The 25,250-nt window shown below is 67.8% G+C and carries 25 protein-coding genes; 21 read left to right on the top strand and 4 right to left on the bottom strand.

All coding sequences use genetic code 11. The features are described 5' to 3' along the window. The first annotated feature begins 86 nt into the window (after positions 1 to 86). The 21 genes from rpmF (at position 87) to nagZ (ending at position 18,717) form a co-directional block, all read left to right on the top strand. Entirely contained in the window at positions 87 to 269 is a 183-nt protein-coding gene (gene rpmF / locus RMP06_RS04540) for a 50S ribosomal protein L32 (RefSeq protein WP_179632828.1), read from the top strand. A 61-nt stretch (positions 270 to 330) separates the two neighbouring features. Next, the gene (plsX, locus tag RMP06_RS04535; protein WP_310460593.1) at positions 331 to 1,437 is read left to right on the top strand and encodes a phosphate acyltransferase PlsX; all 1,107 of its coding nucleotides are present in this window, start codon (positions 331 to 333) and stop codon (positions 1,435 to 1,437) included. Beyond that, positions 1,434 to 2,426 (top strand): beta-ketoacyl-ACP synthase III, encoded by a 993-nt coding sequence (locus RMP06_RS04530; RefSeq protein WP_310460592.1) that lies wholly within the window; start codon positions 1,434 to 1,436, stop codon positions 2,424 to 2,426. Before plsX ends, RMP06_RS04530 begins: the two co-directional genes overlap by 4 nt. Before the next feature lie 49 nt (positions 2,427 to 2,475). Continuing rightward, positions 2,476 to 3,414, top strand: a complete 939-nt coding sequence (gene fabD / locus RMP06_RS04525) for an ACP S-malonyltransferase (protein WP_310460591.1) — start codon at positions 2,476 to 2,478, stop codon at positions 3,412 to 3,414. Beyond that, positions 3,411 to 4,151, top strand: a complete 741-nt coding sequence (gene fabG, locus RMP06_RS04520) for a 3-oxoacyl-ACP reductase FabG (RefSeq protein WP_310460590.1) — start codon at positions 3,411 to 3,413, stop codon at positions 4,149 to 4,151. Before fabD ends, fabG begins: the two co-directional genes overlap by 4 nt. A 120-nt stretch (positions 4,152 to 4,271) precedes the next feature. Next, positions 4,272 to 4,508 carry an acyl carrier protein gene (gene acpP / locus RMP06_RS04515; protein WP_293994947.1) on the top strand — a complete coding sequence of 79 codons (237 nt, stop codon included), beginning with the start codon at positions 4,272 to 4,274 and terminating at the stop codon, positions 4,506 to 4,508. 60 nt (positions 4,509 to 4,568) lie between these two features. After that, positions 4,569 to 5,813, top strand: coding sequence for a beta-ketoacyl-ACP synthase II (fabF, locus tag RMP06_RS04510; protein ID WP_310460589.1), 1,245 nt, complete (start codon positions 4,569 to 4,571; stop codon positions 5,811 to 5,813). A 30-nt stretch (positions 5,814 to 5,843) separates the two neighbouring features. Then, a complete protein-coding gene (locus RMP06_RS04505) occupies positions 5,844 to 6,329 on the top strand; it encodes a hypothetical protein (protein WP_310460588.1) in 486 nt (161 codons plus the stop codon). Next, positions 6,322 to 6,930 (top strand): RNA polymerase sigma factor RpoE, encoded by a 609-nt coding sequence (gene rpoE, locus RMP06_RS04500; protein ID WP_310460587.1) that lies wholly within the window; start codon positions 6,322 to 6,324, stop codon positions 6,928 to 6,930. The genes RMP06_RS04505 and rpoE overlap by 8 nt, the downstream gene beginning before the upstream one ends. Positions 6,931 to 6,955: 25 nt before the next feature. Next, positions 6,956 to 7,579 carry a sigma-E factor negative regulatory protein gene (locus tag RMP06_RS04495; RefSeq protein ID WP_310460586.1) on the top strand — a complete coding sequence of 208 codons (624 nt, stop codon included), beginning with the start codon at positions 6,956 to 6,958 and terminating at the stop codon, positions 7,577 to 7,579. Further along, on the top strand, positions 7,576 to 8,625 hold the full coding sequence (locus tag RMP06_RS04490) for a MucB/RseB C-terminal domain-containing protein (protein ID WP_310460585.1): 1,050 nt from the start codon (positions 7,576 to 7,578) through the stop codon (positions 8,623 to 8,625). The genes RMP06_RS04495 and RMP06_RS04490 overlap by 4 nt, the downstream gene beginning before the upstream one ends. 69 nt (positions 8,626 to 8,694) lie before the next feature. Continuing rightward, on the top strand, positions 8,695 to 10,266 hold the full coding sequence (locus tag RMP06_RS04485; RefSeq protein ID WP_310460584.1) for a DegQ family serine endoprotease: 1,572 nt from the start codon (positions 8,695 to 8,697) through the stop codon (positions 10,264 to 10,266). A gap of 168 nt (positions 10,267 to 10,434) precedes the next feature. Continuing rightward, positions 10,435 to 12,243, top strand: a complete 1,809-nt coding sequence (gene lepA / locus RMP06_RS04480; RefSeq protein WP_310460583.1) for a translation elongation factor 4 — start codon at positions 10,435 to 10,437, stop codon at positions 12,241 to 12,243. 43 nt (positions 12,244 to 12,286) lie between these two features. Next, positions 12,287 to 13,258 (top strand): signal peptidase I, encoded by a 972-nt coding sequence (lepB, locus tag RMP06_RS04475; RefSeq protein ID WP_310460582.1) that lies wholly within the window; start codon positions 12,287 to 12,289, stop codon positions 13,256 to 13,258. 57 nt (positions 13,259 to 13,315) lie between these two features. Next, the gene (locus RMP06_RS04470) at positions 13,316 to 13,702 is read left to right on the top strand and encodes a DUF4845 domain-containing protein (RefSeq protein ID WP_310460581.1); all 387 of its coding nucleotides are present in this window, start codon (positions 13,316 to 13,318) and stop codon (positions 13,700 to 13,702) included. Between the two features lie 23 nt (positions 13,703 to 13,725). Further along, positions 13,726 to 14,418 carry a ribonuclease III gene (gene rnc, locus RMP06_RS04465; RefSeq protein ID WP_310460580.1) on the top strand — a complete coding sequence of 231 codons (693 nt, stop codon included), beginning with the start codon at positions 13,726 to 13,728 and terminating at the stop codon, positions 14,416 to 14,418. A 197-nt stretch (positions 14,419 to 14,615) separates the two neighbouring features. Beyond that, positions 14,616 to 15,545 (top strand): GTPase Era, encoded by a 930-nt coding sequence (gene era / locus RMP06_RS04460; protein ID WP_310460605.1) that lies wholly within the window; start codon positions 14,616 to 14,618, stop codon positions 15,543 to 15,545. 7 nt (positions 15,546 to 15,552) lie between these two features. Next, the gene (recO, locus tag RMP06_RS04455; protein ID WP_310460579.1) at positions 15,553 to 16,371 is read left to right on the top strand and encodes a DNA repair protein RecO; all 819 of its coding nucleotides are present in this window, start codon (positions 15,553 to 15,555) and stop codon (positions 16,369 to 16,371) included. A gap of 5 nt (positions 16,372 to 16,376) precedes the next feature. Continuing rightward, positions 16,377 to 17,171 carry a pyridoxine 5'-phosphate synthase gene (locus tag RMP06_RS04450; protein WP_310460578.1) on the top strand — a complete coding sequence of 265 codons (795 nt, stop codon included), beginning with the start codon at positions 16,377 to 16,379 and terminating at the stop codon, positions 17,169 to 17,171. A gap of 18 nt (positions 17,172 to 17,189) precedes the next feature. Next, complete coding sequence (gene acpS / locus RMP06_RS04445) at positions 17,190 to 17,588, top strand: holo-ACP synthase (RefSeq protein WP_310460577.1); 399 nt, start codon at positions 17,190 to 17,192, stop codon at positions 17,586 to 17,588. Positions 17,589 to 17,616: 28 nt separating this feature from the next. After that, entirely contained in the window at positions 17,617 to 18,717 is a 1,101-nt protein-coding gene (gene nagZ, locus RMP06_RS04440) for a beta-N-acetylhexosaminidase (RefSeq protein WP_310460576.1), read from the top strand. A gap of 8 nt (positions 18,718 to 18,725) precedes the next feature. Here the strand turns inward: nagZ and RMP06_RS04435 are convergent, their stop codons facing one another. From RMP06_RS04435 to RMP06_RS04420, 4 genes are all read right to left on the bottom strand, one after another. Further along, positions 18,726 to 19,952, bottom strand: a complete 1,227-nt coding sequence (locus RMP06_RS04435) for a hypothetical protein (protein WP_310460575.1) — start codon at positions 19,950 to 19,952, stop codon at positions 18,726 to 18,728. Between the two features lie 41 nt (positions 19,953 to 19,993). Beyond that, on the bottom strand, positions 19,994 to 20,755 hold the full coding sequence (locus RMP06_RS04430) for an OmpA family protein (protein ID WP_310460574.1): 762 nt from the start codon (positions 20,753 to 20,755) through the stop codon (positions 19,994 to 19,996). A 102-nt stretch (positions 20,756 to 20,857) separates the two neighbouring features. Beyond that, positions 20,858 to 22,717, bottom strand: coding sequence for a bifunctional chorismate-binding protein/class IV aminotransferase (locus RMP06_RS04425; RefSeq protein WP_310460573.1), 1,860 nt, complete (start codon positions 22,715 to 22,717; stop codon positions 20,858 to 20,860). An 87-nt stretch (positions 22,718 to 22,804) separates the two neighbouring features. Next, the coding region (locus tag RMP06_RS04420; protein ID WP_310460572.1) for a ribonuclease E/G at positions 22,805 to 25,250 on the bottom strand (2,446 nt) is incomplete at its 5' end.

Here is a 25,250-nt window from a genome sequence, read left to right as displayed (position 1 = left end):
CGCAGTGCGTCTTTGGACCAAGTTCCAGGGTAGTGCTACAATCGAAGGCTTTTCCAATCGGAAATCCCGGATCCCAGGAGTAAGCCATGGCTGTCCAGCAAAACAAGAAGTCACCTTCCAAGCGCGGTATGCACCGCTCGCACAACGCCCTGAACACCCCGGGCACCGCGATCGAGTCCACCACCGGTGAGGTGCATCTGCGCCACCACATCAGCCCGACCGGTTTCTACCGCGGTCGCAAGGTGTTCAAGACCAAGGCTGACGCCTGAGTCGTCCGACCTTCAGGGCCCCGCGGTCCAGTGCGGGTAATGACACCGAGTCTGACCAGTCTTGAACGCCACTACCCCTCTTGCCCGCCCGGTCCGACTGTCGGTCGATTGCATGGGCGGCGACCACGGCCCGTCCGTGACGCTGCCGGCCTGTCGATCCTTCCTCGATCAGCACCCACAGGCTGAACTGATTCTCGTCGGCAAAGCCGAGGCGCTCGCGCCTGCCGCCGGCTGGGAACGTTGTCGCGTGGTGGCGGCCACCGAGGTGGTCGAGATGGATGATCCCGTCGAGATCGCACTCCGCAAGAAGCGCGATTCCTCGATGCGCATCGCTATCCAGCAGGTCAAACGCAATGCCGAAGGTGTGGCCGAGGCCGACGCTTGTGTGTCGGCTGGCAACACCGGCGCGTTGATGGCCGTCGCACGTTATCTGTTGAAGACGCTCGAAGGCATCGACCGGCCCGCCATCGCCAGCGTGATGCCCAACCAGCTCGGTCACTACACGACCATGCTGGACCTGGGCGCCAATGTCGATTGCACCGCGGAGCACCTGCTGCAATTCGCGGTGATGGGCAGCGCGCTGGTGTCGGCGGTCGATGGCAAGGAGCAACCCTCCGTCGGCCTGCTCAACATCGGCGAGGAAGTCATCAAGGGCAGCGAGACCATCAAGCGCGCAGGCGAGCTGCTGCGTGCAGTGTCGCTCGCCGGTCACCTGAACTTCTACGGCAACGTCGAAGGCAACGACATTTTCAAGGGCACCACCGATCTGGTGGTATGCGATGGGTTTGTCGGCAACGTGGCGCTGAAAACGGCCGAAGGTCTGGCCGGGATGATCACCAGCTTCCTCAAGCAGGAGTTCACCCGGACGCCGCTGACCAAGCTCGTCGCCTTCCTGGCCATGCCGATGCTCAAGCGCTTCTCGCGCCGGCTCGACCACCGCCGCTTCAACGGCGCAGCGCTGCTCGGTCTGCGTGGCCTCGTGTTCAAGAGCCACGGCTCGGCGGATGCGCTGGCCTTCGAGAATGCGCTGAACCGGGCGTATGATGCCGCCCGAAATCGACTGCTGGACCGTGTGCACGACCGGATCCTCGAAACGCTGCAGGCCCTCCCCGGTACAGGCCAGCCCGCCGCTCAACCCGAGGCGCCAGCGGCACGCCACGCCGCATGACCACCACCACACCCCGTTTCTCGCGCATCGCCGGCACGGGCAGTTCACTGCCTCCGCGTCGTCTGACCAACGCTGACCTCGTCGCCGAGCTGGCGATGCAGGGCATCGAGTCGTCGGACGAGTGGATCGTCGAGCGCACCGGTATCCGTGCCCGGCACTTCGTCGGCGCCAACCAGAACGCCAGCGACCTGGCCGTGGATGCCGCCCGACACGCGATCGAAGCCGCGGGCCTGACCGGCGCCGACATCGGCCTGATCATCGTCGCGACCTCGACACCGGACATGGTGTTCCCGTCCACGGCGACCATCGTGCAGCGCAAGCTCGGCATCGTGCATGGCTGCCCCGCCTTCGACGTGCAGGCCGTGTGTTCGGGTTTTGTCTATGCGCTGACCATCGCCGACGCAATGATCCGCACCGGCACCGCCCGCCACGCGCTGGTGATCGGTGCCGAGGTGTTCTCGCGCATCCTCGATTTCAAGGACCGCACGACCTGTGTGCTGTTCGGCGATGGTGCGGGCGCCGTGGTGCTGTCGGCGAGCGACACGCCGGGCATCCTCGCCACGGACCTGAACGCCGACGGGCGCCACCTGGACATCCTGTGCGTGCCGGGCACCGTCTCGGGCGGGCAGATCCTGGGCGATCCGCTGCTGAAGATGGACGGCCAGGCCGTGTTCAAGCTCGCCGTCGGCGTGCTGGAAAAAACCGCCCGCGCCAGCCTGGCCAAGGCTGACCGGCAGGACAGCGACATCGACTGGCTGATCCCGCACCAGGCCAACATCCGCATCATGCAGAGCACGGCGAAGAAGCTGAAACTGCCGCTGGAGAAGGTGATCGTCACCGTCGACCAGCACGGCAACACCTCGGCCGCGTCGATTCCGCTGGCGCTCGACACCGGCGTGCGCAGCGGCCGCATCCAGCGCGGCCAGACGCTGCTGCTCGAAGGGGTCGGCGGCGGATTCACCTGGGGCTCGGTGCTGGTGGACTACTGAGTCCTGCGCCGTCCCTCCCCACTCTTTTTTTCTTCACGGATCTCGCACCATGACCACGTTCGCCTTCGTGTTTCCCGGCCAGGGGTCGCAGTCGGTGGGCATGCTCTCGGACTGGGGTGACCACCCTGCCGTGCGCGCCACCCTCGAAGAAGCCAGTGCCGCCCTTGGCGAAGACGTCGCCCGTCTGATCACCGAAGGCCCCAAGGAAGCGCTGGACCTGACCACCAACACCCAGCCCGTGATGCTGACCGCCGGCATCGCCAGCTACCGCGCCTGGCTGGCCGAAGGCGGCGCTGTGCCGGCCTTCGTCGCCGGACACTCGCTGGGCGAATACACCGCGCTGGTCGCCGCTGGCAGCCTGACGCTGGCCGACGCGCTGCCGCTGGTGCGCCTGCGCGCCCGGGCCATGCAGGAGGCCGTGCCGGTCGGCACGGGTGGCATGGCCGCGATCCTCGGGCTGGACCCGGCCGCCGTGCGCGAAGGTTGCGCCAAGGCGGCCGCCGAATCGGGCGAAGTGGTCGAAGCGGTCAATTTCAACGATCCGAAACAGACCGTCATCGCTGGCAGCAAGGCCGGCGTCGAACACGGCTGCGTCGTGCTCAAGGCGATGGGCGCCAAGCGCACGCTGTCGCTGCCAGTGTCGGCGCCATTCCACTCCAGCCTGATGAAACCTGCGGCAGAGCGCCTGCGCGAACGGCTGGTGTCGATCGACCTGAAGACGCCGCGGATCCCCGTGCTGAACAATGTCGATGTGGCGGTGCAGACCGCGCCAGACGCCATCCGCGATGCGCTGTATCGCCAGGCCTTCGGCGCCGTGCGCTGGGTCGAACTCGTGACCGAACTCAAGGCACGTGGCATGACCCATGTGATCGAATGCGGTCCCGGCAAGGTCCTGTCCGGCATGGTCAAGCGCATCGACGCCGACCTCGTCACCACCACTTTCTACGACCCGGCCACGCTGGCCGCTGCCAAGGCGCTGCTCGCATGAATGCTCCTGCTCAACAGATTGCCCTCGTCACCGGCGCCAGCCGCGGCATCGGCCGTGCCATCGCGCTGACCCTCGCGCAGCGCGGCTTCAAGGTCATCGGCACGGCCACCAGCGACAGCGGCTCGGCCGCGATCGGCGATGCGCTGGCCCCCTTCGGTGGCCTGGGACTGACACTGAACGTCACCGATGCCGCTGCCCTGGACGCCGCGATCGACAGCATCGTGAAGACCCATGGCGGCCTGCACGTGCTGGTCAACAACGCCGGCATCACCCGCGACACGCTGGCGATGCGCCTGAAGGACGACGACTGGGACGCGGTGATCGACACCAACCTCAAGTCCGTCTTCCGCGCTTGCCGCGCCGCGATCAAGCCGATGATGAAGCAGCGCTTCGGCCGCATCGTCAACATCACCTCGGTGGTCGGCGCCTCGGGCAATCCAGGTCAGGTCAACTACTGTGCCTCCAAGGCCGGCGTGGCGGGCATGACCCGCTCGCTGGCCCGCGAACTCGGCAGCCGCAACATCACGGTCAACTGCGTCGCCCCCGGCTTCATCGCCACCGACATGACCGAGGGGTTGCCTGACGCCCAGAAGGCCGCGCTGACCGCGCAGATCCCGCTGGGTCGCCTGGGCTCGCCCGAGGACATCGCCGAGGCGGTGGCCTTCCTGACCTCGCCGGCTGCCGGTTACATCACCGGAACAGAACTGCACGTCAACGGCGGCATGTTCATGAACTGATCCGCCCGGAGGGTCCGACTTCTGCCCTGCGCGGACCCTTCGGGCAGCTTCCGAGTGACTTGTTTCTCGGAACCCTTAGAATCGCAGGCTGTTTTGTACCAACCCTCTCGGAGGAGAGAAATGAGCGACATCGAAGCACGCGTCAAGAAGATCATCGCCGAACAACTCGGTGTGGCCGAAGACGACGTCAAACCTGAAAAATCATTCGTGGCTGACCTCGGTGCCGATTCGCTGGACACGGTCGAACTCGTGATGGCGCTGGAAGACGAATTCGGCATCGAGATTCCCGATGAAGAAGCCGAGAAGATCACCACCGTCAAGGCGGCGATCGACTACGCCACCGCCAACGCCAAGTGATTCGCTGATCTCCCGATCCGCTGATCCGCCTTTTTTGCCACTCTCGCAGCACGCAAACGCATGACCCGTCGCCGTATCGTCGTGACCGGTCTGGGCCTCGTCACCCCGGTGGGCAACACCGTGGACGAGTCCTGGGCCAACCTCGTGGCCGGACAATCCGGTATCGACCATGTCACCCGTTTCGACGCATCGAACATGTCGGTGCGTTTTGCGGGCGAGGTGAAAGGCTTCCGGATCGAGGACTACATCCCCGCGAAAGAAGCCCGTCACATGGATACCTTCATCCATTACGGCATCGCGGCGTCGCTGCAGGCGATCCGGGATTCCGGATTGCCCACAGGCGATGCGCTGAGCGAAGAACTCGCCGAGCGCATCGGCGTGATGGTCGGCTCTGGCATCGGCGGCCTGCCGCTGATCGAGGCGACCAACGACGAGTACCGCGCCCGCGGTGCGCGCCGGATTTCGCCATTCTTCGTGCCCGCCTCGATCATCAACATGATTTCCGGTCATGTGTCGATCCTGAGCGGCTTCAAGGGACCGAACCTGGCGATCGTGACGGCCTGCTCCACCGGGCTGCACAGCATCGGCATGGCCGCCCGCATGATCGAACATGGCGACGTGGACGTGATGGTGGCCGGCGGCGCCGAAGCGACCGTCTCGCCGCTGGGCATGGGCGGTTTTGCGTCGGCCAAGGCGCTCTCCACCCGCAATGACGACCCCAAGACGGCCTCGCGCCCCTGGGACAAGGACCGCGACGGCTTCGTGCTCGGCGAAGGTGCTGGCGTGATGATCGTCGAGGAGTACGAACACGCCAAGAAGCGCGGCGCGAAGATCTACGCCGAAATCTCGGGTTTCGGCATGAGCGGCGACGCATACCACATGACCGCGCCGAACGTGGACGGTCCGCGGCGCTCGATGCAGATGGCCCTGCGCAACGCCGGCCTCAACGCCGACGCCGTGCAGTACGTCAACGCCCACGGCACCTCGACCCCGCTGGGCGACGCCAACGAGACCAACGCGATCAAGCTGGCCTTCGGCGACCACGCGAAGAAGCTGGTGGTGAACTCCACCAAGTCGATGACCGGCCACCTGCTGGGTGGCGCGGGTGGCATCGAATCGGTGTTCACGGCGCTCGCGCTGCACCACCAGATCTCGCCGCCGACGATCAACCTCTTCAACCAGGATCCGGCGTGCGATCTCGACTACTGCGCGAACACCGCACGCGAGATGCAGATCGACGTGGCCGTCAAGAACAACTTCGGCTTCGGCGGCACCAACGGCACGCTGGTTTTCCGCCGCGTCTGAGCGCGCACACCACCACACGGCGGGCCGGCGATGCACCACGCGCCTGCCCTGACGCTGACCCTGCAGCCAGACCGCCTCTGGCTCGGAAGCCTCCGGGCGGGCGGGTGCATCGGATGGCTCACCGTGCTGGGCTGGCTGGCCTGGCACACCGCGCAAGCCGGCCTACCCGGCTGGCCGATGTGGGCGGCGGCGACCTTGTCGGCGATCCCTGCCCTGTGGCTGCTCCTGCAAGCGGACCCTGCGGCGCAATGCGGCACGCTGGCCTGGCAGCCGGCGGAGGCCCTGTGGCGCCTGCAACTCGCCTCGAACGGCAGAACCTGCGCGCCACGCCTCGGCCAGATCGACTGCATGGTCGCGGGACAGGCCTGGCTGCTGCTGCGCCACGGCGGACCCGACATCCCCTCGGCGTGGATTCCCGTGTCGCGTCGCGCACATGCAGCGCAGTGGCATGCACTGCGCTGTGCGGTGTTCAGCCCCGGTTCGACCCGCCCCACGGCCCCTGTTCCCGATGAGTGACGACACCGATCAGCTGCTGGTGGAGCGCGCCAAGCGCGGGGAGGTACAAGCCTTCGAGATGCTGGTGGTCAAGTACCAGCGCCGCATCGAGCGCCTGATCGGACGTTTCGTGCGCGATGTGGACCTCGTGCCCGACCTTGCGCAGGAAACCTTCATCCGCGCCTACCGCGCCATGCCGCAGTTCCGGGGCGAGAGCGCCTTCTACACCTGGCTCTACCGCATCGCCGTCAACACCGCCAAGAAGGCCTTGTCGGACATGAAACGTGATCCGGTGCTGACGGAAAGCGCGCTGGCCTCGTCTTCTGACGACGACGATGAAACTAACCGTCCCCGACACGAACTAAGCCATGACGAGACGCCCGAGGCGCTGATGGCCAGTCGCGAAATCGCGACCACGGTCAACGACGCCATTGACGCCTTGCCGGAAGATCTGCGCCAAGCGATTCTTCTGCGCGAGGTCGAAGGGCTTTCGTACGACGAGATCGCCTTGGCCATGGCGTGTCCGATCGGTACGGTTCGTTCGCGCATCTTCCGCGCCCGCGAAGCGATTGCCGTGAAGCTGCGCCCTTTGCTGGATACGAAACAGGGTCAACGCTGGTGATGCGTGGCCTTGTCTGGAGTGCCTGATGACCGAACCCGACCTGCCCGAGGACCGGACCCGTGCCCGGGAACAACTGTCGTCGCTGATGGATGGCGACGCCACGTCCGACAGCGTTGCGTCGGCCTGCCGCCACTGGCGCCAGGATGCTGACGCCCGTGCGCATTGGCACACCTACCACCTGATCGGTGATGTGCTGCGCTCGGAGGATCTGTCGCAGCGCAGCGGTGCCGATGCCGAATTCCTGCGCGCCGTGCGCGAGCGTCTCGCACAGGAGCCCGTGGTGCTGGCGCCAACACCGGTACCGGTGCCCGCCACAGCGCCCCGGATCGCCTCCGCCGCTGGTGGTGGTCGCCATTCCCGCTTTCACCTGCGACGCTGGGTGGCACCCGTCGGGATGGCGGCGGGTGTGGCACTGGTCGCCGGGGCCGTGCTGGTCACGCGGCCAGGTGGTGGATCGGACAACCAGAACATGGCGGCCATCACCCGCAGCGACACCGCCCGCGCGCCCGCAGACCTGAAAGTGCCCAGTCCGGACACCGAACTGGTCCGTTACCTCGACGCGCACCAGCAGTTCCCGGGCACCCCCGCCCTCGGCCCCGCACCGGGGTTCATGCGCAGCGCCGCCTACGAGCCGATTCCGTCGCGATGAGCGCATCCTCCGTCGCACGGCACCGCATCCGCTGGAAGGCCATGGTTGCACTGGCTGGTGTTCTCGCCAGTCCGGCATCGATGGTCTGGGCGGGCAGTCCGCCGCAGGACATCGTTGCGATCGTGAAGCGCATCCAGGACGCTGCGCTGCGCCGCAGTTTCGTGGGCACCTACGTGGTCAGCCATGGCGGCCACATGACCAGCTCGCGCATCACCCACTTCTGCGACGGCCGCGACCAGATCGAGCGCATCGAGGCCCTGGACGGCCAGATGCGCCAGGTCTACCGCCACAACGACACCGTCCACGTGCTCTGGCCCGGCACGCGGACGGCGCTGATCGAGCAGCGCGAACTCGTCGGCCGCTTCCCGACGCCGCTTCAGCCCGGTGACGGCGCTCAGCTCGACCAGTACGAACTGCAGACCGGCGACGATGAACGGGTCGCGGGTCACGCGGCACAGGTCGTGGTGTTCAAGCCGCGCGATGCGCTGCGCTTTCCGCGGCGACTCTGGCTGGAGCGCCGCACCGGGCTGCTGCTGCGCTCGGATCTGCTCAACGAGCGGGGCGAGGTGCTGGAATCGGCCTCGTTCTCGGAGCTGCAGTTCAATGTCAAGCTGTCGTCCCAGGCGCTGCTGCAGGAGATGAACCGGCTGGATGGCTACAAGGTCAGCAGGCCGGTGTACACCGCCACCAGCCTGGACAACGAAGGCTGGACGCTGCACACGCCGGTGCCGGGGTTCGAGACCCGCCAGGTCGTTCGCCGGCCGATGGCACCGTGGATCGCCCGCGCGGCGGCTTCCAGCGCGGGGAGCAACGGCGACAACAGCACCACCATGGTCCAGGCGGTCTACAGCGACGGCCTGACGCATGTGTCCGTGTTCATCGAGCCGTTTGTCGCTGCGCTGCACAAGCGCGAAGTGCCCGCCACGGTCGGCAGCACCAGCGCGCTGAGCCGCCGGCAAGGCGACTGGTGGATCACCGCCGTCGGCGCCGTGCCAGTCGTGGCGCTGCAGCAGTTCATCGATGGCCTGGAGCGGCGCAAGCCCTGAGAAACCACGCCGGACCTGCCGCGTTTCATACTGCCTTCTCTTTCTGACCGCACTGGAATGGAACAACCGATGCCCGACTTCAATGTCCGACACGCTTCGCGTCGCTGGCTGATCGCTGCCGCCGCGTTGATCACCTCGGTCGGCCTGACCGCCACGCTGGTGAGCCACCGCGACGCCACGGCGCAGTCCTCCGCCGCCGCAATGGCCACCACGGCCGCAGCGGCACAGGCAGCCACCAGCGCGCCCCTGGTGCGCGGACTGCCGGACTTCGCCGATCTGGTGGAGCAGGTCGGCCCCGCCGTGGTCAACATCCGCACCTCGACCAAGGTGGTCACGGCCGCCCGCGGCCAGGAAGGCGCGCCGGACGCCGAGATGCAGGAGTTCTTCCGCCGCTTCTTCGGCATCCCGGTCCCGCGACAGCAGGATCCACGCCGCGGGCAACCCCAGCCGCAGCAGCCCGATGACGGCGAAGGCGGCGGCGACAGCGCGCCGCGCGGCGTCGGCTCCGGTTTCATCATCGCGGCGGACGGCCTCGTGATGACCAACGCCCACGTGGTCGACGGCGCGGACGAGGTCATCGTGCGACTGACCGACAAGCGCGAGTTCAAGGCCAAGGTGGTCGGTGCCGACAAGCGCACCGACGTGGCCGTGCTCAAGATCGAGGCCACCGGCCTGCCCACCGTCCGCTTCGGCGATGTCGGGCGGCTGCGGGTGGGCGAATGGGTGATTGCCATCGGCTCGCCCTTCGACCTCGACAACACCGTCACCGCCGGCATCGTCAGTGCCAAGGCACGCGACACCGGCGACCTCGTGCCCTTCATCCAGACCGACGTGGCCATCAACCCCGGCAACTCGGGCGGCCCGCTGATCAACATGCGCGGCGAGGTGGTGGGCATCAACTCGCAGATCTACAGCCGCTCGGGCGGTTACATGGGCATCTCGTTCGCGATTCCGATCGATGAGGCGACCCGCGTCGCCGAGCAGCTCAAGAGCGGAGGCCGGGTCGTGCGCGGCCGCATCGGCGTGCAGATCGGCGAAGTCACGAAGGACGTGGCCGAATCGCTCGGGCTGCCCAAAGCCACCGGTGCGCTGGTGCGCTCGGTCGAGCCGGGCGGGCCCGCCGAGAAGGCCGGGCTGGAACCGGGCGACATCGTGACGCGCTTCGACGGCAAGCCGGTGGACAAGTTCAGCGACCTGCCTCGGCTGGTCGGCAACACCAGGCCGGGCACGAAGAGCACGCTGCAGGTGCTGCGCCGCGGTGCGACACGCGACTTGGCGGTCACCGTGGCTGAACTGGAACCGGAAGTCCGTCCCGTCGCACAGCGCGGCAAGGCCGACCCCAAGGCCCCGCCCGCCAGCACGCAGATCACCTCGCTCGGACTGACGGTGGTCGATCTCACCGCCGACCAGCGCAAGGAGCTGAAGCTCAAGAGCGGTGTCCTGATCGCCGCGGCCGAGGGGCCGGCCGCCCGTGCTGGCGTGCAGGAGGGTGATCTGGTCCTGGCCGTGGCCAACAGCGAAGTCAGCGATGCGCGCCAGTTTGAGGCGTTGGTCGCCAAGCTGGACAAGGCACGTCCGGTCAACCTGCTGCTGCGCCGCGGCGAGTGGGCGCAGTACGTGGTGATCCGCCCAGGCCGCTGAACGCAGGTCCGCGCTGCCGCCAGGGGCTGAAACAGGCTCTTTTCCGGCAGCGCGCTACAATCGTCCGCCAACACTGCGACCGGCTTGCCCGACGTAGATGCGTGTTGGAAGGCGCGTCAACGCTAGGACGTGCCTTTTTTTTGTCGCCGCGCGCATGCCCTCAGGCCCATGGACCACATCAGAAACTTCTCCATCATCGCCCACATCGACCACGGCAAGAGCACGCTGGCCGACCGCCTCATCCAGCGTTGCGGAGGCCTGAGCGACCGCGAGATGGAAGCGCAGGTACTCGACTCGATGGACATCGAGCGCGAGCGCGGCATCACGATCAAGGCCCAGACCGCCTCGCTGCAGTACAAGGCGCAGAACGGGCAGGTCTATAACCTCAACCTGATCGACACACCCGGACACGTGGACTTCTCGTATGAAGTCAGCCGCTCGCTGTCGGCGTGCGAAGGCGCGCTGCTGGTGGTGGACGCGAGCCAGGGCGTCGAAGCGCAGACGGTGGCCAACTGCTACACCGCGCTGGACCTGGGCGTGCTGGTGGTGCCAGTGCTCAACAAGATGGACCTGGCGAGCGCCGACCCGGACAACGCCAAGGCCGAGATCGAGGACGTCATCGGCATTGACGCCACCGACGCCATCCCCTGCTCGGCCAAGACCGGCATGGGCATCGACGAGATCCTCGAAGCCGTGATCACGCGCATGCCGTCGCCCAAGGGCAACCCGGACGGCCCGCCGCGCGCGATGATCGTCGACTCCTGGTTCGACAACTACGTCGGCGTGGTGATGCTGGTGCGTGTGGTGGACGGCGTGCTCAAGAAGGGCGAGCGCATCCGCATGATGGCGAGCAACGCGCTCTACCCGATCGAGCACCTGGGGGTGTTCACGCCGAAATCCGAGAACCGCGAGTGCCTCAAGGCTGGCGAAGTGGGTTTCATCATCGCCGGCATCAAGGAACTCCAAGCGGCCAAGGTCGGTGACACCATCACGCTCGAAAAGAAGCTGCCCAACAATGCCGGCCCGGCCACGGAAGCCCTGCCCGGTTTCAAGGAAATCCAGCCGCAGGTCTTTGCCGGTCTCTACCCGACCGAGGCCAGCGAGTACGACCAGCTCCGCGACGCGCTGGAGAAACTCAAGCTCAACGACTCGTCGCTGCGCTACGAACCGGAAGTCTCGCAGGCGCTGGGCTTCGGCTTCCGCTGCGGTTTCCTGGGCCTGCTGCACATGGAAATCGTGCAGGAGCGGCTGGAGCGCGAATTCGACCAGGACCTGATCACCACCGCACCGAGCGTGGTCTACCAGGTCGAGCTGAACGGCGGCGAGGTCATCCAGGTCGAAAACCCGTCGAAGATGCCTGAACTCGGCCGCATCAACGAGATCCGCGAGCCGATCGTCACCGTGCATCTGTACATGCCGCAGGACTATGTCGGCGCCGTGATGACGCTGGCGAACCAGAAGCGCGGCGTGCAGCTCAACATGGCCTACCACGGTCGCCAGGTGATGCTGACCTACGAGATGCCGCTGGCCGAGATCGTGCTCGACTTCTTCGACAAGCTGAAATCCGTCTCACGCGGCTATGCCTCGATGGACTACGAGTTCAAGGAATACCGCGCCTCGGACGTGGTCAAGGTCGATCTGCTGATCAACGGCGACCGGGTCGATGCACTGTCGATCATCGTCCACCGCGCGCAGAGCCTGTACCGCGGCCGGGCCGTGGCCTCGAAGATGCGCGAGCAGATTCCCCGCCAGATGTACGACGTGGTGATCCAGGCCGCCATCGGCGCCAACATCATCTCGCGCGAGAACATCAAGGCGCTGCGCAAGAACGTGCTGGCAAAATGCTACGGCGGTGACATCAGCCGCAAGCGCAAGCTGCTCGAAAAGCAGAAGGCCGGCAAGAAGCGCATGAAGCAGATCGGTTCGGTCGAAGTGCCGCAGGAGGCGTTTCTCGCCATCCTGCGCGTCGAAGACTGAGCGCCCGCCAACCTCCGCTCACACCACACCAACCGGACGATCGATGGGACCCCTCACCGGCATACTCTACGCCTGCCTCGCCTTCTATGGCACGGGCTGGTACCTCGGCAAGTGGAGCGGCAACTTCTCGCTGCTGCTGTTCATTCTGACCCTCGTCACCGCGGCCTACTGGCTGGCCGAGCGTTTTGTGTTTCTGCCCAGGCGCCTGACCGCCGCCGCGACGCTGACGCAGCAGGACGGGGCGCGCCGCGCCGAACTCGCCCGTCTCGGCATCGACAAGGTGGACACCGATGTCGAATCCGCCCGCCAGCGCCTGCTCGCGCAGCCGTGGTGGCTCGATTGGACCGCCGGCCTGTTCCCGGTGATCCTGATGGTGTTCCTGTTGCGCTCCTTCCTGTTCGAGCCGTTCAAGATCCCGTCCGGCTCGATGATCCCGACGCTGGAAATCGGCGATCTGATCCTGGTGAACAAGTTCCATTACGGCGTGCGCATCCCGGTGATCAACAAGAAGATCATCCCGCTGAATGACCCGAAGCGCGGCGACGTGATGGTGTTCCGCTATCCCGTGGACCCTGGCATCGACTTCATCAAGCGCGTGGTCGGTGTACCCGGTGACGAGGTCGCCTACATCAACCAGAAGCTCTACCTCAATGGACAGCTCGCGCCGCTGCAACAGCTCGACGACTACTACGACGAGGACCGCCGCACCTACTCGCGCCAGTTCCGCGAGGACGTCGGCGATGGTGTGACACACCGTCTCCTGGTCGATCCGCAGCAACCGTCGAGTTATGGCATGCGCGCCAGACAGTTCCCTGGTGTTGAAAACTGTCGTTACACCGCCGAGGGTGTGACCTGCAAGGTTCCTGCAGGACACTACTTCATGATGGGCGACAACCGCGACAACTCCGAGGATTCGCGCTTCTGGGGGTTCGTTCCGGACGAGAACATCGTGGGCCGGGCGTTTTTCGTGTGGATGAACTTCGGCAGTCTCCAGCGCATCGGCCCCTTCCGTTGACCTTGACATGACGCATGGCTGGTCGGCACGCACCGGCCACCTTCGAGGAGTTCTTCGATGACCTTTCGCCCACGCCCGACTCCCGCGTCGATCCGCCCGACTGGCCAGCGTGGTGTCACCTTGCTCGGTCTCGTCTTCTGGGCGGTGGTGATCTCGATGACAGCGCTGGTCGCGATGCGCGTGCTGCCGACAATCAACGAATTCGCCACCATCAAGCGCATCGTGACCAAGATCGCGGCAGAAGGTGGCAGCACCGTACCCGAGATCCGGGCCGCCTTCGAGCGGGCCAAGAACATCGAATACTCGATCCAGTCGATTTCTGGCAAGGACCTCGACGTCACGAAGGACAATGACCGGGTTGTGGTGAGCTTCGCCTACGACAAGGAAATCGAACTGTTCGGCCCGGTGTCGCTGCTGATCAAGTACCGCGGCCGGTCGCAGTGAATCTGAAGGTCTGAAGGTCTGTCTTGAATCCGTCTGCTCCTCTCGAATCCCTCTCCCAGCGCCTGGGCTACACCTTCCGCCAGCGTGAGCTGCTCACCTGCGCTCTGACCCACCGCAGCTTCGGCACGGACCACAACGAACGGCTCGAATTCCTCGGCGACTCGGTGTTGAACATGGCCGTCTCCGACCTGCTGTTCGACCAGTACGACGAATCGCCTGAAGGCGACCTGACCCGCATCCGTGCCCACCTGGTGCGCCAGGACATGCTGCACCGCATCGCGCTCTCGCTCGACCTGCCCTCGGTGCTGCGCCTGTCCGAAGGCGAAGCCCGCGGCGGTGGCGCCCAGCGTCCGTCGATCCTGGCCGATGCGCTGGAAGCGATCATCGGCGCAGTCTTCCGCGATTCGGGTTTCGAGTCGGCCGAAGCCCTGGTACGCCGTCTGTTCGAGCCGCTGATCTCCGAGACCGCCACCCAGGCCTGGGGCAAGGACGCCAAGACCCAGTTGCAGGAATGGCTGCAGGCGCGCCGCCAGAGCATCCCCGACTACCGCATCGAAGCCACCCGCGGCCGCGCGCACGACCAGACCTTCATCGTGGTGTGCACCATTGCCGGCTCCGGTGTGCAGGCCCGCGGCGAAGGCCGCTCACGCCGCGCGGCCGAACAGGAAGCCGCGCGCCTGGTCCTCGAACAACTGAGCGCTGCTCCAGAACAATGACCACCACATCCAAGCCGCATGCGGCCACCCTGCCGGACGACCTGCTCGATCCGGTCGACGAATTTGCTGACGAGGACGGTCTGAACGACGCACTGGTCGAGCTGGACGATGACGGTAATCCGATCGTCGATGACGAGGATGACGGCGACGAGGAAGACGCGGACGAACTGGCCTGTGAAGCGCCCGACCTCGACACCATGCTCGCCGCCGCCGTCGGCTCCAACGACGGCGACCGCCGCTGCGGCCTGATCGCCATCGTCGGCCGCCCGAACGTGGGCAAATCGACGCTGCTGAACACCCTCATCGGCCAGAAGGTCAGCATCACCTCGCGCAAGGCGCAGACGACCCGCCACCGCATCACCGGCATCTCGACCCAGGCGGACACCCAGTACGTCTTCGTCGACACCCCTGGCTTCCAGACCACCCACACCACCCGTGGCACCGCGGCGCTGAACCGCAACCTGAACAAGACGGTGCAATCGGTGCTGGGCGATGTGGATGTCGTGCTGTTCGTGGTGGACGCCGGCCGCTTCGGCCCGGCCGACGCCAAGGTGCTGTCGCTGATCCCGCCGGGCAAGCCGACCTTCCTGATCGCCAACAAGCTCGACCTGATCACGCGCCGCTCGGACCTGCTGCCCTGGCTGCAGCAGATGCAGGCCAAACATGCCTTCACCGAGTTCGTGCCGCTGACGGCCACCAAGAAGGACGACACCCAGCGCCTGCTGGACATCATCCGTCCTTATCTGCCCGAGCAGCCCTGGTACTACGACGCGGACGCACTGACCGACCGCAGCGACAAGTTCCTCGCCGCCGAGCTGATCCGCGAGAAGCTGTTCCGCCTGACAGGCGACGAGCTGCCGTACACGTCCACCGTGCAGATCGACAAGTACGAGGAAGTCGAGGGTGGGCGCCTGAACCGCATCGCCGCGACCATCATCGTCGAGCGCGACTCGCACAAGGGCATGGTCATCGGCGAAGGCGGCGAGCGGCTCAAGCGCATCAGCACCGAAGCACGCACCGAGCTGGAGCGCCTCACCGGCTGCAAGGTGTTTCTCGAAGTCTGGGTCAAGGTCCGCTCGGGCTGGGCCGACGACGAGAAGCGCCTGAAGAGCTACGGTTACGAGTAAGCCTGCCGTGGCCACGCGCCGCAGCCCGCCGGCCGCGCTGGCCGCCTATGTGCTGCACCACCACGACTGGAGCGAGTCCAGCCTGATCCTCGATCTCTGGACCCGCGAGCATGGCCGCATCGCCGCGGTCGCCAAGGGCGCCAAGCGGCCGCATTCGCAGATGCGCTGCGTGTTGCTGCCCTTCCAGCGCCTGACGATCGTGCTGGGTGGCAAGACCGCCCGGCACGACACAGAACCGGACACGGCCCAAGGTGGCCACGAGGCACCGCCCGATCTTCACCTGCTGCGCAGCGCCGAGTGGGCGGGCGGCGGAGCCATGCCTTCGGGTGCGGCCTTGCTGGCGGGCTTTCACCTCAACGAGCTGCTGCTGCGCGGACTGGCGCGGCAAGACGCCCACCCACGCCTGTTCGACGTCTACGCCGCCACCCTGCCCCGGCTGGCCCCGCACGACGAGGCGCAAACCGCTGCTGCGCTGCGGGCCTTCGAGCTGTGGCTGCTGCGCGAATCGGGCGTGCTGCCGGAGCTGGACCGCGTGACGCTGACGCAGGTGGCCGTGCGTACCGACGTGCGCCACGGGCTGCATCCTGAAACCGGCGTTCACCCGCTGCCCGACGGCGCACCGGGCCTCGGCGGCGCCACGCTGCTGGCGCTGCAATCGGCGCTGAACGCCTTCGACCTCGGCGCCCTGCAGCAGACCTGCCAGGGCGCGCTGCCCGAGCTGCGCAGCCAGTTGCGCCACCTGCTGCACTACCATCTCGGCACCTCGATGCTGCGCACCCGCGCGCTGATGGTCGAGGTGCAGAAACTGACCGACACCGCCCGCTGACCGCCATGAACCCCCTCGTCGCCCCCGAATCGTGCAACGCCCAGAGTGGCCGCACGGCCCTTTCAGTCAACCTCAACAAGGTCGCGCTGCTGCGCAACACACGGCACCTCGGCATCCCGAGCGTGACCCGCGCGGCCGTCTTCGTGCTGGAAGCCGGCGCACAGGGTCTCACCGTCCACCCGCGCCCCGACGAGCGCCACATCCGCGCCGGCGACGTGACCGATCTGGCCGCGCTGCTGCAGGCCTGGCCGCACATCGAGTTCAACATCGAAGGCAACCCCTTCCACAACCTGATGGACGTGGTCCGCGCCGTGCGCCCGCACCAGGCGACCTTCGTGCCGGACACGGTGGGCCAGTTCACGTCGGACCACGGCTGGACCTTCCCCGACGACGCCGAGCGGCTGCGGCCCGTGATCGAGGAAACGCGGGCGCTGGGCGTGCGCGTGAGCCTGTTCATGGACCCGATCCCCGAAATGATGCGCGCCGCCTGTGACCTCGGCGCCGACCGGGTCGAGCTGTACACCGAAGCCTATGCCAGCGCCTGGGGCACGCCGCGCCAGGCCGAGGTGCTCGACCGCTACGTCAGGGCTGCCGAAGCCGCGCTGTCCGTCGGCCTGGGGATCAACGCGGGCCATGACCTGAACCGCGACAACCTCAGCGACTTCCTGCGCGCCGTGCCCGGGGTGCAGGAGGTGTCGATCGGCCACGCGCTGGTCGCCGACGCGCTCGAACTCGGCTACGCCGAGACCGTGCGCGACTACCAGCGCTGCATCCAGCGTGCCTTCGCTCCCCTGCGCTGAGACAGGACGGACGCCGCGATGGTCTACGGCATCGGCACCGACATCTGCGACATCCGCCGCATCGCCGCGGTGCTCTCCCGGCGCGGTGACCGCTTCGCCGAGAAGGTGCTCGGGCCCACCGAGCTGAAAGTCTTCCACTACCGCCGCGCCAAGGTCGAGGCGCGTGGCATCGCTTACCTCGCCACCCGCTTCTCCGCCAAGGAAGCGTTTTCCAAGGCGATCGGCCTCGGGCTGCACGCGCCGATGCAGTGGCGCGACTGCGAGACGCTCAACGAGCCGAGCGGCAAGCCCTTCATCCGCCTGCATGGCGTGCTGGCTGCGTGGTTCGACCAGCATGGCCTGAGCGCCCACGTCAGCCTGACCGACGAGACCGACTACGCGACCAGCTTCGTCGTGGTCGAGACCCGCACCCCCTGATCCCTCACCCCCTGTCCCCCTCCAGCCGATGCACCACGCCCACGCCCCTGTCGTTCTCGATGTCGCCGGTCTCACGCTGAACGACGACGACCGCCGCCGCCTGCAGCACCCGCTGGTCGGCGGCCTGATCCTGTTCAGCCGCAACTGGCAGGACCGGTCACAACTCACCCAGCTCGTCGCCGAGATCAAGGCCATCCGGTCGGACGTGGTGGTCAGCGTGGACCACGAAGGCGGCCGGGTGCAGCGTTTCCGCACCGACGGTTTCACCCACCTGCCCGCGATGCGCACGCTGGGCGAGCGCTGGCTGGACGACGGCCGCCACGGTGAAGGCCACGGCGCCATGACCGCCTGCGACATGGCGACCGCAGCGGGCTACATCCTCGCGTCGGAGCTGCGTGCCTGCGGGGTCGATCTGAGCTTCACGCCGGTGCTCGACCTTGACCACGGCCGCAGCGGCGTGATCGGCAGCCGTGCGTTTCACCGCGATCCGCGGGTCGTCGGCACGCTGGCCCGCAGTCTGATGCTGGGGCTGCTGCAGGCCGGCATGGCCAACTGCGGCAAGCACTTCCCCGGCCACGGCTGGGCCGAAGCGGACAGCCACGTCGCCGTGCCGCGGGACGAGCGCACGCTGACCGCCATCCTCACGGACGACGCGCGGCCCTACGAATGGCTCTCGACCAGCCTGACCAGCGTGATGCCCGCACACGTCATCTACCCGAAGGTGGACAAGCGCCCGGCCGGCTACTCGTCGCGCTGGATCCAGGACATCCTGCGCGAGCGACTGGGCTTCACCGGTCTGGTGTTCAGCGATGACCTGAGCATGGAAGGGGCGCGGCGTGTGCCGGGCGTGCGCAACGGCGATGTGCTGAGCTACAGCGAAGCGGCCGTGCTGGCGCTGGCGGCGGGCTGTGACATGGTGCTGCTGTGCAACCAGTCGCTCGACGGTGGCCGAGCGGTCGATGACCTGCTCGATGGACTCACCGCGGCACTGGAGCGCGGCGAGTGGCAGACCAGCCCCGACAGCGAACAGCGGCGCCTGGCGCTGCTGCCCCAGACGCCGCCAGTTCCATGGGACGACCTGATGCACCACGCGCCCTACCTGCGGGCGCTGGAGCGGCTGGGGAGCTGAGCGCCCGTTCAGCGCATCGACTGCCGGGTGGCCAGCTTCGCCGACTGCGCGATCCAGTTCTCGCGGTAGACCCGCGAACCAAAGTTGGGCAGGTGGTTGGCGACCCACGCCAGTTCCGCCGGCGACCAGCTCGCGATCTGCCAGAAGTAGCGCACGCCATGCGCGTGCAGCCAGCGTTCATTGACCGGGCCGATGCCGTCGATGATCTTCAGGTCGTCGGGGCGCTGGTGGTCGATCTCGACGGGTGCAGGCTGCTGTCCGGCCCCAGCCGCCAGCACCAGCCGCTCCAGTTCGGCGCTGGTGATGGTCGCCGCCGCCGACACCGCCGGCCGCACGACCACGGGCACCTCCGGCGCGGGCGGCGGCACCAGCGCGGCCAGTTCGGCGATGCGGGCCTGTGCGGCTTGCTGCTGGTCGCGCTCGGTCTGCAGACGGGCGCCCAAGGTGGCGAGCTGCTCGTCGTTTTCGGCCAGCGTCAGGCGCAGGCCGCGCAATTCGGCCTCCAGCTCCTGGGTCCGCGTCTGGCTGAGGGCCAGCTCCTGCTGGATCGCCTGCTCGCGCAACTGGGCAGCCGATTGGCCAGCGGCCTGTGCATCCCGCAGTGCCTGGGCCTGCAGTTCCGCGGCCTGCCACGCGGTTTCCTGATCAGCGAGTGCCGCCTGCCGCTCCCGGGACAGCGTCACCTCGAACTCCGCAGCCGATGCACGGGCAGTATCGCGCTCGGCCTGGGTGCTGATCAGGCAGTCATAGGCTTCCTTGGCCACCTCGGTCTGCTGGGCCTGCGCGCTGCGGTGTGCCGCTTCCAGCGCCGCATGGCGGACCTGCAGCGCAGTCAATTCGTCTGTCAGCTGGACTGCGCGGCTGGTCTCGGTGTTGAGGAGCGTGATGCGGGATTCGTAGGTGGTCTGCAGCGCACCGAGGCGCCCCTGCAGCGACTCGACTTCCGCACTCAGCCCCTGGCGGGCGGTGTGGTGTTCGGCATCCAGCGCGGCCAGCCGGGTCTGCAGTGCTGTGCGGTCTGCGCCGGCGGTTTCCAGCGCCAGCGCATGTTCACCGCGCAGACCCACCAGGACGGCGTCTGAACGTGTGCGGTCGTCGCTGTGCTGGGCCTGCAGCGCGTCCAGTTGCGCGGCATGGCGGCGTTGCTGGCAGATCCGGTTCAACAGCAGCCCGAGGGCAAGGCCGGCCAGGCAGGCCAGCAAGAGGTACAGCCACAACTGGCTCAACAGGTACATGGTGCGTCTCTCCGCAGTGTTTGTGGGTATGAAGGCAGGACTCAGGGGGCCTTGGGTGCCAGGTGGAACTCGATGCGGCGGTTGCGCTCGTGGGCCTCGGGCGTGCTGCCGGCATCGAGCAGGCGCTCTTCGCCGAAGCCCTGCGCCTGCAGGCGGTTCGCCGCCATGCCACGCTTGGCGAGGGCGTCCACCACGGCCTGCGCCCGGCGCTGCGACAGGCGCATGTTCGCGGCCGCATCGCCTTGGGCATCCGTGTGCCCTTCGACACGCATGCGGGCCTGGGGACAGCGTCTGGACAAGCCGTGCAGCTGGTCCAGCAAGGGCACGCTGCTCGGATCCAGCTCCGCAGAAGCCAGCTTGAACCGGATCTGCTGCGACGCCAGCACCCGCGCCATCGCGACCTGGCAGTCCTCGGCCGTCAGCGCGCCGGAGGCGGCCGTCTGGGGCACCTTGGGCGCATCGGGCAGTGCAAGGGCCGGGGACGATTGCCCGTCTTCCAGCCGCGCGAACACGCCGGGCACGCCCATCATCGGCAGCAAGGTGGCGTTCGCCGCAGCGTAGGCCGCCGCACGCTGCGCCACCGACGGCGCCTCGCCGACGATGCGGCCGACCTCGTTGTCGATCTTCAAGCGCGCCCAGGGGAACCCAGCCGCGCTCAGCACCTCAGCGGCATCCGCTTCCGTGCGCTGGCGCACCGCGTCCGCCTTGCCATCGCCACGCCCGATCAGCAGCCACGCCAGCAGGGCCAGACCCACCAAGCCCAGCACGGTGCAGACCGGGCAACTCCACCATCGCCTCGACATTGCGTCTCCTCTTCGCCGTTCTAATGCCGAGTAATGTATCGGGACTTGTGACTTCTTTAACATCCTTTAGGTGAGGATCGGGGTAACCCATGAGCCCAGGAATCAGGTGGAACACAGGGCGGCAGGCAAGACCCCGCGCAGTGCGTTGCACACCGCCAGCGCCTCGGCCCGCGCCAGATCCGCCGGCCAGAGCAAGCGTTCGGACACGGCCCAGCCAGCGTCGGCCATCAGTGCAGACCGCATGACCCCGGGCAGCACCCCAGCCGACAACGGCGGGGTGGTCCAGCACCCGTCCAGCCGGACCAGCAGCGTGCTGCGTCCCCCTTCGGTCAGGGCGCCTGCGGCGTTGACGAACAGCCGGTCGAAGGCGCCCACGGACTCGGCTTTCCGCACGGCAGCGTCGTAGGTGGTGCGCAAGGAGGTCTTGTGGCCCAGCAACGCCGATTCCTGCAGGGGCACGCGGCCCGTCGGCCCGAGCAGGTGCACCGGGCCGTCCGGCAAGGGTGTCAGCGCCCCACTGCGGCAGGCCAGTCGGCCGTCATGGGACAGATCGACCCGCAGACGCACCACCTGTGCAGGGTCCGCCGAGAGGGACTGCAGCACCTCGTCCACCGCCGCCCGCACCGCGGCGGCCGACGCAGTGAACCCCAGCGCGGCCGCACTGGCGAGCAACCGCGCCAGATGGGCCTCGAAGCGACACACCTGCCGGCCCTCGACCCGCAGCGTCTCGAACAGGGTGAAGCCGGGATCGGTGCGGGTCAGGAAGCGCACCTTGTCGCGGCACTCCGCCGCCTCCGACAGCGCGTCCGAATCCAGCACGATGCCGCCGCCCACGCCCAGCGTCACCGCGCGCGCGCCGTCGTGCGGATCGGCAGCGCCGACCTCCAGCGTCCGGATCGCCACAGACAGGCAGAAGTCGCCCAATACCCGGCCGGCTGCGCGGTCGGCGGCGCCCGGTGCATCGATCCAGCCGATCGCGCCGGTGTAGAGGCCGCGGGGCGAGGATTCGAGCTGGCCGATGACCGACATCGTCTGGCGCTTGGGCGCGCCGGTGATCGAGCCACAGGGGAACATCGCGCGCAACACATCGGGCAGGTCGGTGGCGGGCGGCAGGTCGGCCTCGATGGTCGAGGTCATCTGGAACACCGTGCGGTAAGGCTCGATGGCGAACAGCGCCGGCACACGCACGCTGCCCACCGTCGCCAGCCGGCCCAAGTCATTGCGCAGCAGGTCCACGATCATCAGGTTCTCGGCGCGGTTCTTCGCGTCGCCGGCCAGCCAGTCGGCGCTGGCCTGGTCGGCGGCCGGGTCCGGGTGGCGCGGGGAGGTGCCCTTCATGGGGCGGGTGACGAGGTGCCCGGCCGCGTGCCGCACAAACAGCTCCGGGGAACAGGACAGCACCCAGTGGTCCTGCGGCAAGGCGATCAGGGCGCCGAAAGGCACTGGCTGTGCCGCCCGCAGCCGCCGGTAAAGCGCCAGTGCCGTGCCGACGCTGCGGCCACGCAGGCGCTGCGTGTGGTTGACCTGGTAGGTCTCGCCAGCGCGGATGCGGGCGTGGATCTCGGCGATGGCGGCGGTGTACGTCGCCTCGTCGTCGTCCGGCGTCAGGCCGACCACGCCGGCGGGGCCGGGCGCCGCCGTGCCGTCCTGCTGCGCCAGCCACGCCCCGACCGCAGGCCCCGCGAGCCGCTCGCACCGTGCAAACCGCAGCAGCCGCAAGGCCCCCGGCGCCGCCACCAGGCCCGCCAGCCGCACCCCCCATTCGTAGTCGGCCAGCAGCACCAGGTGCTCGCCCAGCGCCAGACCCGCCGCCGCCGCGGACCAGACCGCCACCAGATCCGCCGGGTCCGTGCAGCGGTGTTCACCGAGCCACCCGGTGAACAGCCGACTCGCGGCCACATCGGCTGGGGCACTGGCGTCGTCCAGCAGGGCAAACACGGGGTGAGCGATCGGTGAGGACATGGACAAGCAGGCAAGCAGGCGGACAAAAAAACGCCGCCGGGCGCAGGGCCGGGCGGCGTCGGGTCGAAGCGATCGAGGTGCGGTCGATCAGGCCTCGGCAGACTCCGAGTTGGTGGTCTCGAACGGCAGTTGCAGGCTGGCCAGATCGCGACGCGTCTCGACCAGAACCAGCGGACCTTCATCGACCACGACTACCGGACGCGGCGCGCGCGGCTGGCGCACCGAGGCCGGCGTGCTGGCAATGGCGTCCTGCACGGCGCGGACCTTGTCGGTGTCGCTGTTGACCCACTCCAGTCCAGCGTCGCGGGCGACCGTAGCCAACTCGTCAAGCTGCAGAACATAGGCAGGCGCAGCCACCACCGGCGCGGCAACCACCACCGCAGCGGGGGCTTCGGCGACCGGTTCGACAGCGACCGGCGCCGCCACTTCCGCCACCGTTGCCACGGCCGGCGCAGCCTCGGCCACCGGAGCGTCCGGGGTCACATCGACCACCGGCGCAGCCGCGACAACCGGCTCGACCGCTTCAGCGACCACCACCGATTCCGTGACCACAGCAGGTTCCGCCACAACCGCTTCAGCGACCACGGCAGCCGCCACAGCGGCGAGCGGCACGACATCAGCCGGAGCCATTGCAGACTCCGCCGGCGCCTCCTCGCGGTTGCGGCCACCGCGGCCACGGCGACGGCGACGGCCGTCTTCGCCCATTTCGTCGGTGCGCGGCTCGGTGCCAGCGGCAGCGGCAGCGACAACAGCAGCGTCTGCAGCCGGCTCGGCAGCGGGCGAAGTCTCGGCGGTCACGGCAGCGGCATCACCACCGTCGGCCTCGGCACCGTTCTCACCGGGACGTGCTTCTTCGCGGTCACGGCGACCACGGCCACCACGGCGACGGCGGCGACCTTCGCGCTCGGCCTGGGCCGCAGCGCTTTCACCTTCCGGTGCCGGGGACGCGGTGTCCTCGAAACCGGGTTGCACGTCCTCGACGGCCAGCGCGGCCACTTCGGGCGCCGGGCGGCGCTCGCGCGGCGGACGACCACCGCTGCTCGGCATGTCCGCAACGGCGACGACACCAGCCTCGGCCGGGCGGCGATCCTGCGAACGGTCGCCGCGTCCACCACGGCCACCTTCAGGGCGGGCCTCGGCGGGAGCGCGTTCTGCCATACGTTCACCGTTGCGCTCAGCCGCTTCGGGCTTGTTGCGCTCACCACCACGCTCGCCGCCACGTTCGCCACGGCGACCATCACGGCGATTGCCGTCACGCCCACCATCGCGACCACCACGGCGCTCGCCACGGCCTTCCGCCTTGTCAGCGGGCTTGTCGGTCTTGCCTTCCACCGGGGATTCGAGCACCGGAGTGACAGGCGAAGCCACGGGGGCGACCGGCGCTGAGGCGGGTGCGGCACCGAACAGGCGCTTCATCCAGCCAAAGAAACCGGTGCCAGCGGCCACGTCTTCTGGTGCCGGCGCCACCGGGGCGGCAGCCACCACGGGCGCTGGCACGGCAGCGACCGGAGCGGGTTCGGCCTTCGGTGTAGCGACCGGTGCGGGCTGGTCTGGCAGCACGCCACGGATCATCGGCGCCTGCTTGGGCTTGACGTTCTTCTCGCGGCGCGTGATGCCGACGTCCTCTTCCGGCTCTTCCACCATCGAGTAGCTCGATTGCAGGTTCTCCAGACGCGGATCGTCGTGGCGCAGGCGCTCCAGCTTGTAGTTCGGCGTGTCGAGGTGCTTGTTCGGCACCAGCATCACCGTCACGCGCTGCTTCATCTCGATCTTGGTGATCTCGGGGCGCTTCTCGTTGAGCAGGAAGCTGGCCACCTCGACCGGCACCTGGACGTGGACCGCCGCCGTGCCTTCCTTCATCGACTCTTCCTGGATGATGCGCAGCGTCTGCAGCGCGGAAGATTCGGTGTCGCGGATGTGGCCGGTGCCGTTGCAGCGCGGGCAGGTGATGTGGCTGCCTTCGCTCAGCGCCGGGCGCAGGCGCTGGCGGCTCATCTCCAGCAGGCCGAACTTGCTGATCGTCGAGAACTGCACGCGGGCGCGGTCGTAGCGCAGCGCATCGCGCAGGCGGGTCTCGACCTCGCGGCGGTTCTTCGACTCTTCCATGTCGATGAAGTCCACCACCAGCAGACCACCCAGGTCACGCAGACGCGCCTGGCGGGCGATCTCGTCAGCGGCTTCCAGGTTGGTGCGGGTCGCGGTTTCCTCGATGTCGCCGCCGCGCGTGGCGCGCGCCGAGTTCACGTCGACCGAGACCAGCGCCTCGGTGTGGTCGATGACGATGGCGCCGCCGCTGGGCAGGTTGACGGTGCGGCTGAACGCGGTCTCGATCTGGTGCTCGATCTGGAAGCGGCTGAACAGCGGCGCGTCGTCGCGGTAGCGCTTCACGCGGTTGGCCGTTTCCGGCATCACGTGGTTCATGAACTGCGCGGCCTGGTCGAAGATGTCGTCGGTGTCGATCAGGATCTCGCCGATGTCCGCCGTGAAGTAGTCGCGGATGGCGCGGATGACGAGGCTGCTCTCCTGGTAGATC

Origin of the sequence: Sphaerotilus sp., from assembly GCF_031429695.1 — a bacterium.
Taxonomy (GTDB): Bacteria; Pseudomonadota; Gammaproteobacteria; order Burkholderiales; family Burkholderiaceae_C; genus Sphaerotilus.
This window is presented reverse-complemented; position numbering and strand designations above follow the sequence as displayed.